The 18,748-nt window shown below is 35.3% G+C and carries 2 protein-coding genes and 1 pseudogene; all 3 read right to left on the reverse strand.

Annotated elements, in window-relative coordinates; all coding sequences use genetic code 11:
* Nucleotides 1-14,738 (reverse strand): amino acid adenylation domain-containing protein (locus ACHRWY_RS27330; protein WP_395359155.1); only part of this gene is annotated, 14,738 nt, incomplete at its 3' end.
* Nucleotides 14,738-18,628 carry an amino acid adenylation domain-containing protein gene (locus ACHRWY_RS27335; RefSeq protein WP_395359157.1) on the reverse strand — a complete coding sequence of 1,297 codons (3,891 nt, stop codon included), beginning with the start codon at nt 18,626-18,628 and terminating at the stop codon, nt 14,738-14,740. The genes ACHRWY_RS27335 and ACHRWY_RS27330, both read right to left, overlap by 1 nt.
* A gap of 9 nt (nt 18,629-18,637) precedes the next feature.
* Nucleotides 18,638-18,745, reverse strand: a pseudogene (locus ACHRWY_RS27340) (hypothetical protein); the annotation flags it as partial.
* Between the last annotated feature and the right edge of the window lie 3 nt (nt 18,746-18,748).

Genomic DNA, 18,748 nt, shown 5'->3' on the forward strand with positions numbered 1-18,748 from the left:
TTGCTGAGTTTCCCTGTAGAGTAGCCAGAGATAAGATCCCAATCTTTATCTAATAGAAAAGTAGAAACATCTTTCTTCTCTTTTATAACTTTACTACTAACACCACTACTTAAAACCAAACCAATACCGGCATCTTTAAGCATATAATCTATACGATCTGTTGGATACTCCGGATCGATTGGAACATAAGCTCCTCCTGATTTTAATATTCCCAAAATACCAATGAGCATCTCTAAGCTTCGCTCCAGACAAATACCCACAAGATCATCCGGCTCTACGCCTTGTTCGCGTAAATAATGCCCCAACTGATTGGAGCGTTGATCTAATTCTTTATAACTTAATTCTTCATGTCCATAAACAACTGCAATAGCATTTGGGGTCTTTTTTACCTGTTCTGCAAATAAATCAACGACGGTCTTTTCTTTTGCATAGGCAACATCAGTGTTATTAAATTCATATAATAATTGATGTGATTCTTCTTTGGTGAGCATCGATAGATTGCTTAGCGGCTGAGTGATATTCCCTGCAATACTAACCAACAGCTTCTGATAATGCTGCAGCATACGGTCGATTGTAGTTTTATCAAATAAAGCTGTACAATAATTTACGCCTAATGAAATACCATTTTCTTTTTCTGATACATTCAATAGCAAATCAAATTGAGAACTTCCCACTTCAATATCATATGATGATAAGGTCACGCCTTCTAAAGCTGCATCTTTACTTTCTTCATTATTCTGTAAGGAAAACATCACTTGAAACAATGGGCTCATACTCATATCACGGGTCGTAATCACTCGATCAACAACCTTTTCAAATGGTGTTAACTGATGGTCATAACCTTCCAGAGTTGTCTGCTTTACTCTTGACAATAATTCCTTGAAACTAGGATTGCCGCTTAAATCACTGCGAAGTGCCAAAGTATTGACAAAAAAGCCTATCATTCCTTCTAATTCCGATTGCGTTCGATTCGCAATAGGTGTTCCTACACAAATATCGTCCTGTCCGCTATATTGCGATAACAATATCTTGAAAGCAGATAACATTAGCATAAACAGCGTTACGCCTTCTTCCTGGCATATCGAACTTAATGAGTCTCTCAGCTCTTTTCCTAACTCTAAAGAAACATTGGCTCCTTCATTGCTTTGCACAACAGGACGAACATAATCCGTTGGTAATGATAAGGTGCTTACTCCTTTTAATTTTTCTTCCCAATAGGATAACTGATTCTCCAAAACCTCGCCTTCTAAATACTTACGCTGCCAGATGGCATAATCTGCATATTGTAAGCTAAGCTCCGGTAAAACTGCCTCGCGGCCAGATTGCAGAGCACTATACAGTTCCGCAAACTCATGCACTAAAATTACGTCTGACCAGCCATCACTGGCAATATGATGGAAAACACAAGCCAGAACATACTTCTCATTCCCTAATGTATACAAACACGCTCGCAGCTTGTAATCTTTCGATAAATCAAAAGGTTTATTCACATAATCTGTTATAATATTTTCTAATAATAACTCATCCGATACAATGGCGCTATCCAATGACCAGCCCTCAGCGCTGATAATCTCCTGATAGCCGATTCCGTCTTCTGACAAAAGCATACTGCGTAAGACTTCATGACGCGAAACAATCTCATATAAGGTTTGTTCCAGTATCGATACCTCTAAGGCTCCTTCTAAACCAAGAATAGTAGGTACGTGATATTCTGTAGTGCCCTGCAGCTGATCCAAAAACCATAGTCGCTCCTGACTAAAAGACAAAGGAACGCGAACTCCTCTTTCCTGAACAACAATAGTTGGTAGTAGAAGTTGTTTATCTTTTGACAACAAGAGTGCCGATATCTCTAAGATACTTTGATATTCAAAAACCTCCTGGATTGATATTTCGACTTCAAACACCTTACGGATAAGCGATATCATTCTAATAGCCAACAAACTATGACCACCCAATTCGAAGAAATTATCATGAATTCCTATTTGTTCTACTCCTAAGAGATTCTGCCAGATTTCTGCTAATTGTGTTTCTGTTTCGTTGCGTGGTGCTACATATTCTTTACTCGATAAGTCTGAATTATCCGGATCCGGTAATGACTTCTTATCAACTTTACCATTACTGGTTAATGGAAAACTATCTAATACTACCCACAATTGAGGTACCATATAATCAGGCAACTTCGTTTTTAATGATTCTTGTATCGATTCTTTATCAAAATCATCGTCAGATACAACATAACCTACCAGACGCTTGCTGCCACTTGCATCTTCCTTAGCCAATACACAGCACTGTATTATTCCTGGTAAAGAAAATAATGCATTTTCGATCTCGCCTAACTCTATTCGATAACCGCGGATCTTAACCTGATTATCTTTTCTGCCTATATACATTATATTACCATCAGGTAACCATTGTGCCAGATCGCCAGTTTTGTATAGTCGCTCCCCTTTAATAAAAGGATTCGCTATAAACTTCTCTCTCGTTAAGTCATCTCTATTCAAATAGCCACGAGCTAAACCAGCTCCTGATATACATAATTCTCCAATTACTCCAATAGGAACTATATTTTGACTATCATCAAGTATATAAATTTGTGTATTGGCTATTGGTGTTCCTATAGGGACTATTGTACCAATTTCACCACTAAAGGTAGTAGCACAAATACTAACTTCTGTTGGTCCATAAGCATTGATGTATTTTCCTGTTTCTGCAAATAACTTTGCCTGTTTTAATGGCGCTTGTTCTCCTGCTGTTATCAATGTTCTTATGCTGGATATTTGATTACAATCCAATAATGTTAAAAAGGCAGGAGGTAATGTGGCTATTGATATTTGATTTTTTTCAACATAATCTACAAAATAACTCACATCAAGCTTATTTTCTTCTTCTATTATATATAATTGTGATCCTGATAATAGGGATATAAAAATCTCTGATATAGAAGCATCAAAAGAATGACTTGCAAATTGTAAACAACTATCAGCTTCGGTTACTGAAAAAGTATTTATTTGTGATAATATTGTATTGACAATACTACCATGCTCTATCATAACTCCTTTTGGATTACCTGTACTTCCAGAAGTATAAATTATATAGGCTAAATCTGAAGATTTAACATTACTATTATTTAAATCTAATATTGTTACTTCTTTTGATATTGTTTCAAACTCTATGTCTATTGAAAATATCTTTGTATCATAGTCCATTACTTCAAATAAGCTTTCTGAATCTATAATTAACAATTTTACATTAGCATCTTCTATAATAAATGACTTACGTGAACTTGGATAATCTTTATCAATTGGTAAATAGCAGGCTCCTGATTTCATAATTCCCAGCATAGAAACAATTGACCGTATATTACGATTCATCATTACTCCTACTATATCTTCTGACTCTAACTTACCTGTATTCTTTAAATAATACGCCAAACAATTTGATTGTTCATTAAGTTCTCTGTAAGTTAATACTTCATCTTCAAACGCAACAGCAATATTATTTGGGGTTCTCTTAACCTGTTCTTCGAATAAATCAACCAGGGTCTTGTCTTTTGGATAAACAACTTGTGTGTTATTAAATTCAAACAGTATTTGTTGTTTTTCTTCAATAGACAACATCTCAAGATTACTTATTGGCTCATTTATATTTTTAATTATACTGCTAATGATTTCTTCAAAATGAATAATCATAGATTCAATAGTATCACTTTTGAATAAATCTGTACAATATTCAATATCAAATAAGATCTCTTTTTCTGTCTCCAGAGCATTAAATGAAAGATCCAATATAGAGCTTATATTATCTCTCTCATAGCCATCTATAGTTATTTTATCTAAAAATACTTCTTCTGATCTTGGAGTATTATTTAATAAAAATTTTACTTGAAATAAAGGGCTCATACTCGTATCCCGAGTTGTCATGACTCTGTCTACAACTTTCTCAAATGGAGCACTCTGGTTATTATAAGCATTTAAAGTTGTTTCTTTAACTTGAACTAATAGATCTTTAAATGAATTTTTACAATCTATCTTGGTACGTATCGTTAGATTATTAATAAAAAATCCTATTACTCCTTCTAATTCAGCTTGTGTTCTATTGGCTGTTGGTGTACCAACACAAATATCCTCTTGTCCGCTATATTTATATAGCAACACTTTGAAAGCAGATAGTAACACCATGAACATCGTAACACCTTCTGATTTACAAATTAAGTCTAATGCAACTTTTTGCTCTTGATTTATATTAAATGACGTACTCGATCCCGCTCTACTTTGAATTGATGGTCGTACATAATCTGTAGGCAGCAACAATGGTAATACTCCTCGCAATTGATTATCCCAATAACGCAACTGAGCTTCCAAAACTTCCCCTGAGACATATTTACGCTGCCAAATAGCATAATCTGCATACTGGATTGGTAATGAAGGCAAACTCGGGGTCCTACCTTGAGTCTTAGCACTGTACAGTTCTATAAACTCATTCACTAAAATACCCTCTGACCAGCCATCGCTGGCAATATGATGGAACACGCATGCTAAGACATATTGCTCGTTACCCAAATGATACAAGCAACTTCTTAACTTATAATCCTTCGATAAATTAAAGGGTTGGGTCACATAACTATCCAGACTGGTTTCTAGCAAGGTTGCATCGGATATTTCAAACTGATCCAACGACCAGCCTTCTGCACTGATAATTTCCTGATAACCAATTCCGTCTTCTGATAAAAGCATACTGCGTAAGACCTCATGACGCGAAACAATCTCCTGTATGGTTTGTTCCAATATCGATACCTCTAATGCTCCTTCTAAACGAAGAATACTAGGTACGTGATATTCTGTACTGCCTTGCAACTGATCCAAAAACCATAAACGTTCCTGACTAAACGATAAAGGAATACGAGCCGGACGTTCCTCTGCAACAATTGTTGGCAATAAAACACCCTCTGACTGGGCCGATAGATGAGCTTCTAATTCAGAAATCGTGGTATGTTCAAATACTTCACGGATAGAAACTTCTATCATCAAATCCTTTCGGATCATAGATACCAAACGCGTAGCCAATAAACTATGACCTCCCAATTCGAAGAAATTGTCATGAATCCCAACTTGTTCTAATCCTAACAGATTCTGCCAGATTTCTACTAACTGTACTTCGGTTTGATTGCGTGGTGCTGCATATTCTTTGTTGGATAATTCTGAATCATCCGGATCCGGCAATGCGTTTTTATCTACCTTACCATTACTGGTAAAAGGTATTGCTTCCAGTTGAATAAATTGATTAGGAATCATAAACTTAGGAAGGGTTTTGGATAACTGTATTCTTAAATCCTCCGTATTTATTTCTTCTGTAAGTTCTAAAAAAGCTACTAATCGCTTATTTGAATTTTTATCAACTTTTACCAGTACTACTGCTTTTTTGACTTCGCCTAGTTTTAATAAAGTTTGTTCTATTTCACCTAATTCTATACGATGACCTCTTATTTTTACCTGATCATCTTTTCTTCCCATAAACTCTACGTTTCCATCGGGCATCCACCTTCCTATGTCACCAGTCTTATAGAGCTTTTCGCCAGATCGAAAAGGATGATTTATAAACTTCTCTGCCGTTTGTAGTGGCTTATTTAAATATCCTCTGGCAATACCATCTCCAGATACACATATTTCTCCTAACAATCCTATAGGAACTAAACAGTGTGCTTCATCGAGAATGTAAACCTCAGAATTTCCTACAGGTGCACCAATAGGTATAGCCGTATATTCTATATCATTCTCAAATCGATAAATAGTTGAATCAATTGTATTCTCCGTTGGTCCATAAGAATTATGAAGGGATATTAAATATCTATTACCAAGCCTGGCAATAAAAGTATTGACAACTTTCGTATTAATTTTATCTCCACCTGATACTACATGACGCAAACTTTGTAATTTGTTCAGATCAGTATCGGATATGTAATCCAACATATTTTGCAATAATAAAGGCGGCATATTGACCTTTGTTATCTGATATCTTTCGATATAATCTATAATGTTCTGAAATAAATCATCTTTGAAGTTTACCGGAGCCATAACACAGCAGCCTCCAACAGTAAAAGGCATAATATACTCTTCTAAAGAACCATCAAAGCTAAAAGATCGATAAAATAAAACCTTATCCTCAGATGTCATATCATAATATACCTTATAGAACTGCAATCTTGAGGCTAATGATTTATTACGAATTTCTACGCCTTTTGGCTGCCCGGTACTTCCGGATGTATAAATTATATAAGCTAAATTCTCCGGAGATGATATTCTCTCGATTGATCCTGTAGCTTCTTGGGCTATCAAATCCCAATCCTTATCTAATAAAACAATATCCAAATTATCTTTACCTGGAAATGTAACTAAGCTAGTACTATCACTAAGCAAGAATTTTATCCCGGAATCCTCTAACATATAATCGATTCGTGCTTGTGGATATTCCGGATCAATTGGAACATACGCTCCACCTGATTTTAATATTCCCAGAATACCTATAATCATCTCGAAAGAACGATTAATACAAATACCTATCAGATCTTCTTTTTCTACTCCTTTACTTACCAAAAACCTTGCTAATTGATTGGATTTCTTATCCAACTCTCCATAAGTCAGCTCCTGATCATCGAAAACAATAGCTACAGAATTTGGCGTCTTAGATACCTGTTCTGAAAACAAATCTACAATCGTCTTATCCTTAGGATAATCTATAGAAGTAGCATTAAAAACATTCAATAATTGATGTGATTCTTCCTCTAACAAAATTGAATCTGTACTAACAGGGCTATCAAACTTATTTTTAAAACAACCTAAAATATTATCAATATAAGTATGAAAACGTTCTAAAGATATTCCTGATTTAAATTTCTTAAACAATTTATACTCGATCTTAATGTCCCTACCTCCAGTTAGATCGACGGTTAAACTTAAACTCGAATTTGTTCGCTCAAAAGAAGATATTTTCAAGTCCTCGTTAAGATTGTTCTTATCAGTAGATTGCAAATTATTTGCATAATCATCTGACATAATTTCATTATACACGTGAAAATCAATGTAGTTAAATAAAGCATCATAAAAAGAATCATCTTTATTCATTCCTGTAAGACGCTTGATTTCAAAAAATGTCAAGTGATTATTAATTTGGACCTCCTTTATCTTTTCTTCTACATTTTTGAAATATAACAACCAATTTTCTTCAGATTGAAAAGTATAGCGTAAAGGTAACATATTTAAAAAGCACCCTAGTAGATTGTCACCATCCTCAATAGATGGGCGGTTATTAGATACTAAACCAACAGTTAACTCATTTTCCAAGGTGAGCATTTTTAAGGCATAGATATATGCTCCAAAAAACACCGTTTTTAATGTTAAATTATATTGTTTACAATGTTCTTGTAAATCATTTAGAAAAGTAAGATCATATTGCTTATTATAAATTTCAAAAACTTCCGTTTCTTCTTTAAAAATATCTAAATATTTGTATCCTGATAATTCTTTTTTCCAAAAGGAAATTGCTTCAACGTCTTGCTTAGCTACCAATTCACTAATAATAGCATCACGGTGAGTACATGCAATTATTGATGGTAAATAAGAAATATTCTTTTTGAGTTCAAAGTAAGTTTTATAGACTTCTGTAATAAATGAAGCTATACTCCATCCATCCATGATTGAATGATGAAACTGAAATATAAATAACTTACTATATTCATCAATAGTAAAAAGATCAAAGCGATATAATGGAACTTGTTCCGACACAAAAGAAACGCCTCTTTCTGTTTCAAGAAATTGTTCAATTTTCTTTTCTTGTGCTTGTCGATCAAACAAACTTAAATCAGTATTTTTCAGATCAAAAGAAACCGATTTCGATACTATCTGTACTGGTTTATCATAATCAGAAAAATTAAAACTTGTACGAAATATAGAATGCTTTTCAATTAATAAAGCAAGTGATTTATGAAATATAGTAATGTCAAAAGATTTGTCCTCAATGTTAAATATCAACTGATCATGAAAAATACCTAATTCAGGAGCTACTAATGACTCCATAACCATACCCTGTTGGACATCATTCATTGGGTAAACATCTTCAATTAAATCTGGATTTTTTATAGACGCCAAGACAGATAAACGTAATGCTTCTATTTCCCACTCAACTATTTTATGAAGTTCTTTAAGCTTATCATCAGCAGCAACAGCGTCACTATTTAATACTGAGTCAGAAAAATTCTGTATGGTAGCGTATTCAAAAAGATTTCGTAATTGAATATGTTGATTAAAACTTTTATTTATTTGTGAGATTAATCTAATTGACTTAATAGAATCACCGCCCAATTCAAAGAAATTATCATTAATTCCTACTTGTTCTAATCCTAACAGATTCTGCCAGATTTCTGCTAACTGTGTTTCTGTCTCATTCCGTGGTGCTACATATTCTTTACTGGATAAATTTGAACTATCCAGATCTGGTAATGACTTTTTATCCAGCTTTCCATTACCGGTTAATGGCATCGCATCTAATGCGACCCACAATTGAGGAACCATATACTCAGGCAGGCTTAGCTTTAATTGGTTTTGTAATCTCTCTTTGTCTAATGCCTCTTCCAAAACTACATAACCAACCAGACGCTTACTGCCGCCTGCATCTTCCTTAGCCAGTACACAACATTGTGTGACTCCATCTAAAGATGACAAGACATTCTCGATCTCACCTAATTCTATTCGATAACCACGGATTTTAACCTGATCATCTTTCCTGCCGATATATTCTATATTTCCATCTGGTAACCAACGCGCTAAATCGCCCGATCTGTATAATCTGGAAGTTTTATCCTCACTAAACGGATTCTCTATAAACTTCTCATTAGTTAAGTCTTCTCTATTCAAATAGCCTCGCGCTACACCTGCTCCTGAGACACACAACTCCCCTTCTACTCCTATCGGAACCAGATTTAAATGAGCATCAACTATGTAACATCCTAAAGTTGGAATTGCAGCACCTATATTACTGATCAGACTCTTTGTATCTGACTCCAGGATCTCTTTGTATGTAACATGCACAGTTGTTTCTGTGATACCATACATGTTTATCAGTTGACAATCCGGATAAGAACGTTTCCATCTTTCCAAATAAGTTGAATTTAATGCCTCTCCTCCAAAAATTACATAACGCAGCGAATGTGCTGAACTTTCGGATAGAAATTCTTCCTGAAGTACATAAAATGAACCAGGGGTTTGATTTAAAACCGTTACGCCTTCTTTTATTAGTAATTCCTTAAAAGAAATAGCATCTTTTGTAAGGTCCTTACCAACAATTACTAAACGGCCTCCATGTAATAAAGCGCCATACATTTCCCATACCGAAAAATCAAAACAAAACGAGTGAAACAAAGTCCAGACATCAGTTGATCCAAAATCATATAATGAAGATTCATTTTTGAATAAACGAACTACATTTTTATGCGTTATCAAAACTCCTTTAGGAGTACCGGTACTTCCCGAAGTATAGATAACATAAGCTAAATTAGATGCAGACAACACAGTGCTGAGTTTCCCTGAAGAATAGCCTGAGATAAGATCCCAATCTTTATCCAGACACAGAACCGATAAGTCTCTATCTTTGTTTATAACATTGCTACTTATTTCACTGCTTAAAACCAAACCAATACCGGCATCTTTAAGCATATAATCAATACGATCTGTTGGATACTCCGGATCGATGGGAACATAAGCTCCTCCTGATTTTAAGATTCCCAAAATACCTACGAGCATCTCTAGACTGCGTTCCAGACAGATCCCTACAAGAGCATCCGGCTGTACTCCTTGTTCGCGTAAATAATGTCCCAACTGATTCGAGCGCTGATCTAATTCTTTATAAGTTAGCTCTTTATCTTCATAAACAACTGCGATAGCATCTGGGGTTTGTTTAGCCTGCTCTTCAAATAAATCTACTATGGTCTTATCTAATGGATAGGCAACATCAGTGTTATTGAAAACATCCAGTAATTGATGTGATTCTTCTTTGGTAAGCATCGCTAAACTGCTTATAGGCTGCGTGATATTGCTTACAATACCAGCCAACAGCTCCTGATAATGCAGCAGCATTCGGTCTATTGTTGCTTTATCAAATAAAGCTGTACAATAATTTATTCCTAATGAAATACCATGGTTACTCTCTGATACACTAAATGTTAAATCAAATTTGGAAGTAACGGTATCCAACTCATATCCTGAAATTGTAATATCATTTAAACCTTTGTCGTTTTCTCCAAAATTATCATCCGTATTTTGTAATACAAATAAAACCTGAAACAATGGCGTCATGCTCATATCACGGGTTGTAATCACCCGATCTACTACTTTCTCAAATGGTGTTAACTGATGGTCATAACCCTCCAGAGTTGTCTGTTTTACTCTTGACAACAAATCTCTAAAACTCGGGTTGTCGCTCAAATCACTGCGAAGTGCCAAAGTATTGACAAAAAAACCAATCATTCCTTCTAACTCCGATTGTGTTCTATTCGCAATTGGTGTTCCTACACAAATATCGTCCTGTCCACTATATCGGGATAACAATACCTTAAAGGCGGATAACAATAACATAAACAGCGTCACACCTTCTTGTTGGCATATCGAACTTAGTGAAGTGCTTATTTTTTTATTTAACTCTAAAGAAACATCAGCTCCTGCAGTACTTTGCACAGAAGGACGAACATAATCCGTTGGTAAGGACAAAGTGCTTACTCCACTTAATTTTGCTTCCCAATAGGATAACTGATTCTCTAAAACCTCGCCTTCTAAATACTTGCGCTGCCAGATGGCATAATCTGCATATTGTAAGCTAAGCTCCGGCAAATCAGGAGTTTTATTTGATTGGAAGGCACTGTACAATTCCATAAACTCATTGGTCAGGATTCCACCCGACCAGCCATCACTGGCAATATGATGGAAAACACAAGCCAGAACATACTTCTCATTCCCTAATGTATACAAACACGCTCGAAGCTTGTAATCTTTTGATAAATCAAAAGGTTTATTTACATAGTCTGCTATATTGTTTTCTAATGATAAATCATCCGATACAATGGCGCTATCCAATGACCAGCCCTCGGCGCTGATAATTTCCTGATAACCGATTCCGTCTTCTGCTAAAAGCATAGTGCGTAAAACCTCATGACGCGAAACAATCTCCTGTAAAGTTTGTTCCAGTATCGATACCTCTAAGGCTCCTTCTAAACCAAGAACTATAGGAATGTGATATTCGGTACTGCCTTGTAACTGATCCAAAAACCATAGTCGTTCCTGACTAAACGATAAAGGAATACGAGCCGGACGATTTTCTATTACAATACTTGGTAATAAAACACCTTCTGACTGTACTGATATATGAGTCCCTAATTCAGAAATCGTGGTATGTCCAAATACTTCGCGAAGAGAAACTTCTATCCTCAAATCCTTACGAATCATAGAAACCAAACGTGTAGCCAGTAAACTATGACCACCCAATTCGAAGAAATTATCATAAACTCCTACTCGTTCTACGCCTAAGAGATTCTGCCAGATTTCGGCTAACTGCGCTTCGATTTCATTACGCGGAGCTACATATTCTCTACTGGATAAGTCTGAATTATCAGGTTCCGGTAATAATCTTTTGTTTAACTTTCCATTAGTGGTTAAAGGGAAGCTCTCCAATTGAATCCAGATCATAGGAACCATGAATTCTGGTAAGCTTAATTTTAAATATTCTTGTATTTGATTTTTATTTAACTCCTTATCTACAACAACATAACCAACCAGACGCTTGTTCCCACCTGCATCTTCCTTAGCCAGAACACAACATTGTGTTATTCCGGGTAAAGACGATAATACATTCTCTATTTCTCCCAGTTCTATTCGAAACCCACGAATTTTAACCTGATCATCTTTTCTGCCAATATATTCTATATTTCCATCGAGTAACCAACGTGCTAAATCGCCTGTCTTATAAATTCGTTCACCTTCTCTAAACGGATTCGCTATAAACTTCTCTTGAGTTAGTTCTTCCTTGTTCAAATAGCCTCGGGCTACCTGAACGCCTCCAATACATAATTCTCCGGCAACTCCAATAGGTAATAAATTTAAACTATTGTTAAGAATATAAATTTGGGTATTGGCTATAGGCTTTCCTATTGATATAGTTTCGTCTTCGTCACTTCTACTTTTGTAGTCTATAATATCTGTTGTTACAACATGCGTTTCTGTTGGACCATAATGGTTGTGCAACATAACACCTTGTTGCTTTAGATATTTTTTTACATTTTCAGACAATTTTAATTGTTCTCCTGCTACAATAAGGTCTTTTACTGAATCTATTTTTTCGAAAACACCCTCGGCTCCAAGAAATATAAAAAAAGCTGTTGGAAGAAACATTGTTTCAATATTCTTGTTCTTAATAAAATTTACTAAACCAGCTAAATCTTTCTTAGTTTCTGATGGAACTATATATAATTCTCCTCCTTGTGTAATTGCAAAAAATATTTCCTGAAATGACATATCAAAACTTATACTTGACAATTGTGTCACCCTTTGATTAGAAATACCTAATTGATTATTATTACATATCAAGTTGAATAATGCATAATGAGACATCATTACACCTTTTGGCTTTCCTGTACTTCCTGAAGTATATAAAACATATGCCAAATCATCTGGACCTATTACTTTATTCAAATTCTCTGTTGAATAGCCCGAAATAAGATCCCAATCAGTATCCAATAATAAAATCGATAAATCTTTATACCCTTCTAATAAGTTACCAGTAGTATTGCTGCTCAACACCGTTTTAATACTAGCATCCTTAAGCATATAAGCCACACGATCACTTGGATATTCCGGATCAATAGGAACATAAGCTCCGCCTGATTTTAATATTCCCAAAATACCAATAACCATTTCCAGGTTACGATCTAAACAAATTCCGACTAAACTATCTGTAATTATTCCTTGTCCCTGTAAATAATGACTCAATTGATTCGAACGTTGATCTAATTCTTTATAAGTTAATGCCTGATCTTCAAAAACTACAGCAATTGCATCAGGAATATTTTTTACCTGTTCCGAAAATAAATCTAATATTGTTTTGTCTTTAGGATATTCTGTAAAAGTATCATTGAAAACATCTAATAATTGTATCTCTTCCTTTTTGGTTAATATTGATAAACTATCTATGGGCTGTGTGATATCGCTTATTATGCTTTGCAGCAAATTTTGGTAATGCAATATCATGCGATCAATAGTAGTCTTATCAAACAAAGCTGTGCTATATTCTAAATTTAATGTAATGACTTCTTCAAATTCAGAAATCAGCATATTTAAATCAAACTTAGAACTAACCATATCAAACTCATATCCCGACAAGGTAACTCCTTCCAAAGATAAATCTCCAGATCCCTCAGGAGTATTCTGTAAGACAAATAGCACCTGAAATAATGGTGTCATACTCATATTACGGGTATTAACTACACGTTCTACAACCTTTTCAAAAGGTGCTAGTTGATGGTCATAACCCTCCAGAGTGGTTTGTTTTATTCTTGACAATAAATCTTTAAAACTTGGATTATCACTTAAATCACTGCGAAGTGCTAAGGTATTTACAAAAAAACCTATCATTCCTTCTAACTCCGATTGGGTTCGGTTCGCAATTGGTGTTCCCACACAAATATCATCCTGACCACTATATCGGGATAACAATACCTTAAAAGCTGATAACAGCAGCATAAATAGTGTTACACCCTGCTCTTGGCATATAGAACTTAGTGAAGCGCTTATTTTTTTGTCTAACTCTAAGGAAACAATAGCTCCTGCATTGCTCTGTACAGAAGGTCGTGCATAATCCATAGGTAAGGACAAAGTACTTACAGCCCTTAATTTTGATTCCCAATAGGATAACTGATTCTCTAAAACCTCGCCTTCTAAATAGTTGCGCTGCCAAATGGCATAATCTGCGTATTGTAAACTGAGCTCTGGTAAAACTGCCTTACGACCAGACTCAAGAGCGCTATACAATTCCATAAACTCATTTACCAAAATCCCTTGTGACCATCCATCGCTTGCTATATGATGGAAAACGCAGGCTAAAACATACTTCTCATCTCCTAATGTATATAGACATGCTCTTAATTTATAATCATTTGACAGATTAAAGGGAGCATTTAGATATTTATTTAAATGACTCTCCAATAATTCTCCATTCGATACCGCTTCTCGTTCCAAAAACCAATTCTTAGCACTTATAACTTCCTGATATCCTATTCCTTCTTCTGATAAAAGATTCGTGCGTAACACCTCATGGCGCGAAACAATAGTCTGTAATGATTCTTCTAAAATTGAAATATTTAATGCTCCATCTAAACGTAACACAATAGGCATATTATATTCTGCGCTACCGCCCAACTGATCCAAAAACCATAAACGCTCCTGACTATACGATAGAGGAATGTGTTTGATAAGATCTCTATCGAATGGTTTTACAGTATACTTCCCTAATCCTTTATCGTGATTTCTATTTACTTCAAACTTTTCAAGATGTTTAATAATAAGATCTTTATTATCTTTTATATCTGCTAGCAATGCATTATCAATATTCTCACTTTCTGATTTTAAAACTAGATTCTCGCCTTCTAGCTCTAACCTTACTCCCTGATCCTGAGCTCTTTTTAAAAGATTTAATATTTTATCCATTATATTGTTATTATTTTTTTGTAAGTAATGTCTTGGTTTTCTTTTTCTTTGATTTCTTTGTGTCTTAAATAAGTACTTAATTCTTCTATTCTTGTAAATTCAAATACATCTTTGATTGTAATTTCACTCTCAAATTCTTTACGAATCATAGAAACCAAACGCGTTGCCAACAAACTATGCCCCCCCAACTCAAAGAAATTGTCATTGACTCCTACTTGTTCTACGCCTAATAAATCCTGCCAAATAGCAACCAATTTCTCTTCTGTTTCATTAAGGGGAGCTACATACTCTTGTACTGAAAACACTAAGCTATCCATCTCTGGTAACGCTTTTTTATCTAACTTTCCGTTACTGGTTAGTGGCATTTCTTCTAACTCTACCCAAATCATAGGAACCATATATTCAGGTAAACTAAATTTTAAATTTTCTTGTAAATACTCTTTATCCAACGCTCCTTCCAATACTACATATCCTACCAAATGCTTTACTCCTTTTGTATCTTCTTTAGCTAATACACAACACTGGGTTACTCCCAATAAGGATAACAATACATTCTCAATTTCACCCAACTCTATGCGATATCCCCGTATCTTGACCTGATCATCTTTACGCCCCATAAAAATTATATTTCCATTTGAGTGATGATATCCCTGATCTCCTGTTCTATATATTCTACCTAATTTCTCATGGGTAAAGAAACTCTTATGCGTTTTTTCTTGATCTTTCCAATACCCCAATGCTACGCCTATACCTCCAATATATAAATCGCCAATTACTCCTACTGGAACAGCTTGTAATTCTTTTGTTAATAAATAAATTTTTTGATTTCCTAAAGGTTTCCCATAAGGAATACTTGTTAGATCGGTTACATCTATTTCTATTGGATAAAAAATAGACCAAATAGAAGCCTCCGTAGCTCCTCCTAAACTATATACTTTCACATCCAAACAAGAAGATCTGATTCGTTTAGGTAAATCTGTTGGAATCCAATCTCCACTCATTAATACTGTTTGTAATGACAATCTGCTATGGGTATATTCAATATAATCCATGAAAATTTGCATTAAAGCAGGTACCGTATTCCATATTGTAATAGAATGTTTTTGACAATATTGCAACCATGATTGCGGATTACGATATTCATCCGGTGCTGGTAATATTAATTGTCCACCAACCCCTAAAACTCCAAAAATATCATAAACTGACAAATCAAAATTTAGTCTAGACAGTCCTAGTACACTATCATTTTCACTAATTTCAAAGCGTTGATTAATATCCTGTATTGTATTTAATGCTCCTTGATGATCAATCATGACTCCTTTAGGCACTCCAGTTGATCCAGAAGTAAATATTATATATGCTAAATCACTTGGGCTACAAATATGTGGAACCTTTATTAAACTATCTTGAGTATCCCACTCGTCGGGTTTAATAACATAAGTATTATAACATTCATCCAATTCTAAATTATCTAAAACTTCAGAAGTTGTTATTACTTGACTTACCTCTGCTAATTTAAGTAGCTGATTAATACGAAGGCTTGGCAAACTTGCGTCAATAGGCAAATATGCAGCTCCTGAACGTAAAATACCCAATACTGCTACTACTTCTTCCCAACCTTTATGCATCAATACAGCTACCGGTACATTAGGTCGCACATGATGACGATATAAGTATCCTGCCAAACAAAGGCTACGCTGACCTAATTCTTTATAACTTAAATTTTTATAATTTGTAATTACCGCTATCTTATCAGGAATCTCTTCAATTTTTTTGAGTAAAGGAGTATGCAAAAATCCTTTTGGAAGATTAATATTAGTAGCATTAAAATTATCGACTAATTGCTTTTCTTCATACTCTGTTAACATGGATAAATTACCTATAGTCTGAGTAACATCATCTACAATGCTACGTAACAACTCCTGATAATGACGTAACATACTTGTTATAGTTTCTTCATAAAACAATGCTTTACAATAAACTAATGCTAATGATATCCCTAAATCATTTTCTTTTACGAATAAATTTAAATCAAACTGAGTCGCGACCTCTTCGTAATCATATGAGGATAATTTAACTTCGTTTAATTTAGTCTCTAAATCATTATCTTTAAGAATGTTCTGCAGCCTAAACATTACTTGAAACAACGGCGTCATACTCATATCTCGGGTAGTAACCACACGATCTACAACCTTTTCAAAAGGAGTCAGCTGATGGTCATAACCTTCCAAAGTTGTCTGTTTCACTCTTGCCAGTACATCCTTGAAACTCGGATTGCCGCTTAAATCACTGCGAAGAGCTAAGGTATTTATGAAAAAGCCTATCATGCCCTCTAACTCCGATTGCGTACGATTCGCTATTGGTGTTCCTACACAAATATCGTCCTGTCCGCTGTATCGGGATAATAATACTTTAAAGGCTGATAACATAAACATAAACAGCGTAACGCCTTCTTTCTGGCATATAGAACTTAACGAGTCACTTAGCTCTTTTCCTAATTCTAAAGAAACACTAGCACCTTCATTGCTCTGGATAGAAGGACGAACATGATCAGTGGGTAAAGACAAGGTACTTACACCTCTTAGTTTTGCTTGCCAATACGATAACTGATTATCTAAAACCTCGCCTTCTAAATACTTGCGCTGCCAAATGGCATAATCTGCGTATTGTAAACTAAGCTCCGGTAAAACTGCTGGACGACCAGACTGCAGAGCTCCATACAATTCCATAAACTCCTTCACTAAGATTCCCTCTGACCAGCCATCGCTGGCAATATGATGGAAAACACATGCCAATACATATTGATTGTTTCCCAAATCATACAAACAGGATCGTAACTTGTAATCTTTCGATAAATCAAAAGGACGCATCAGATAATCCTGCAGACTGCTTTCTAGCATTAATGCATCCTCTATTTCCAATTGATCCAATGACCAGCTTTCTGCGCTGATAATTTCCTGATAACCGATTCCATCTTCTGAAAGAAGCAAACTGCGCAATACTTCATGACGCGAAACAATCTCATGTAAGGTTTGTTCCAGTATCGATATATCTAATGCTCCTTCTAAACGAAGAACACTAGGTACGTGATATTCTGTACTGCCTTGCAACTGATCCAAAAACCATAAACGTTCCTGACTAAACGATAAAGGAATACGAGTTGGACGATCCTCTGCAAAAATACCTGGCAATAAAACCCCTTCTGACTGGGCTGATATATGAGCCCCTAATCCAGAAATTGTGGTATGTTCAAATACTTCCCGAATAGAAACTTCTATGCGTAACTCCTTTCGGATCAAGGAAACTAAACGCGTGGCCAATAAACTATGCCCACCCAATTCGAAGAAATTATCATAAACTCCTACTCGTTCTACGTCTAAGAGATTCTGCCAGATTTTTGCTAACTGCGATTCGATTTCATTACGCGGAGCTACATATTCTCTACTGGATAATTCTGAACTATCAGGATTAGGCAATGACTTCTTATCCAGCTTCCCATTACTGGTTAATGGCATAACATCTAAAGTCACCCATAATTGGGGAACCATATACTCAGGCAGGCTTAGCTTTAATTGTTCCTGTAATCTCTCTTTGTCTAATACGTCTTCCAAAACCACATAACCAACCAAACGCTTACTGCCGCCTGCATCTTCCTTAGCCAGTACACAACATTGTGTGACTCCATCTAAAGATGACAAGACATTCTCGATCTCACCTAATTCTATTCGATAACCACGGATTTTAACCTGATCATCTTTCCTGCCGATATATTCTATATTTCCATCTGGTAACCAACGCGCTAAATCGCCCGATCTGTATAATCTGGAAGTTTTATCCTCACTAAACGGATTCTCTATAAACTTCTCATTAGTTAAGTCTTCTTTATTCAAATAGCCTCGCGCTACACCTGCTCCTGAGACACACAACTCCCCTTCTACTCCTATCGGAACCAGATTTAAATGAGCATCAACTATGTAACATCCTAAAGTTGGAATTGCAGCACCTATATT

It is taken from the genome of Flavobacterium sp. FlaQc-48 (assembly GCF_044007335.1).
Classification (GTDB): domain Bacteria; phylum Bacteroidota; class Bacteroidia; order Flavobacteriales; family Flavobacteriaceae; genus Flavobacterium.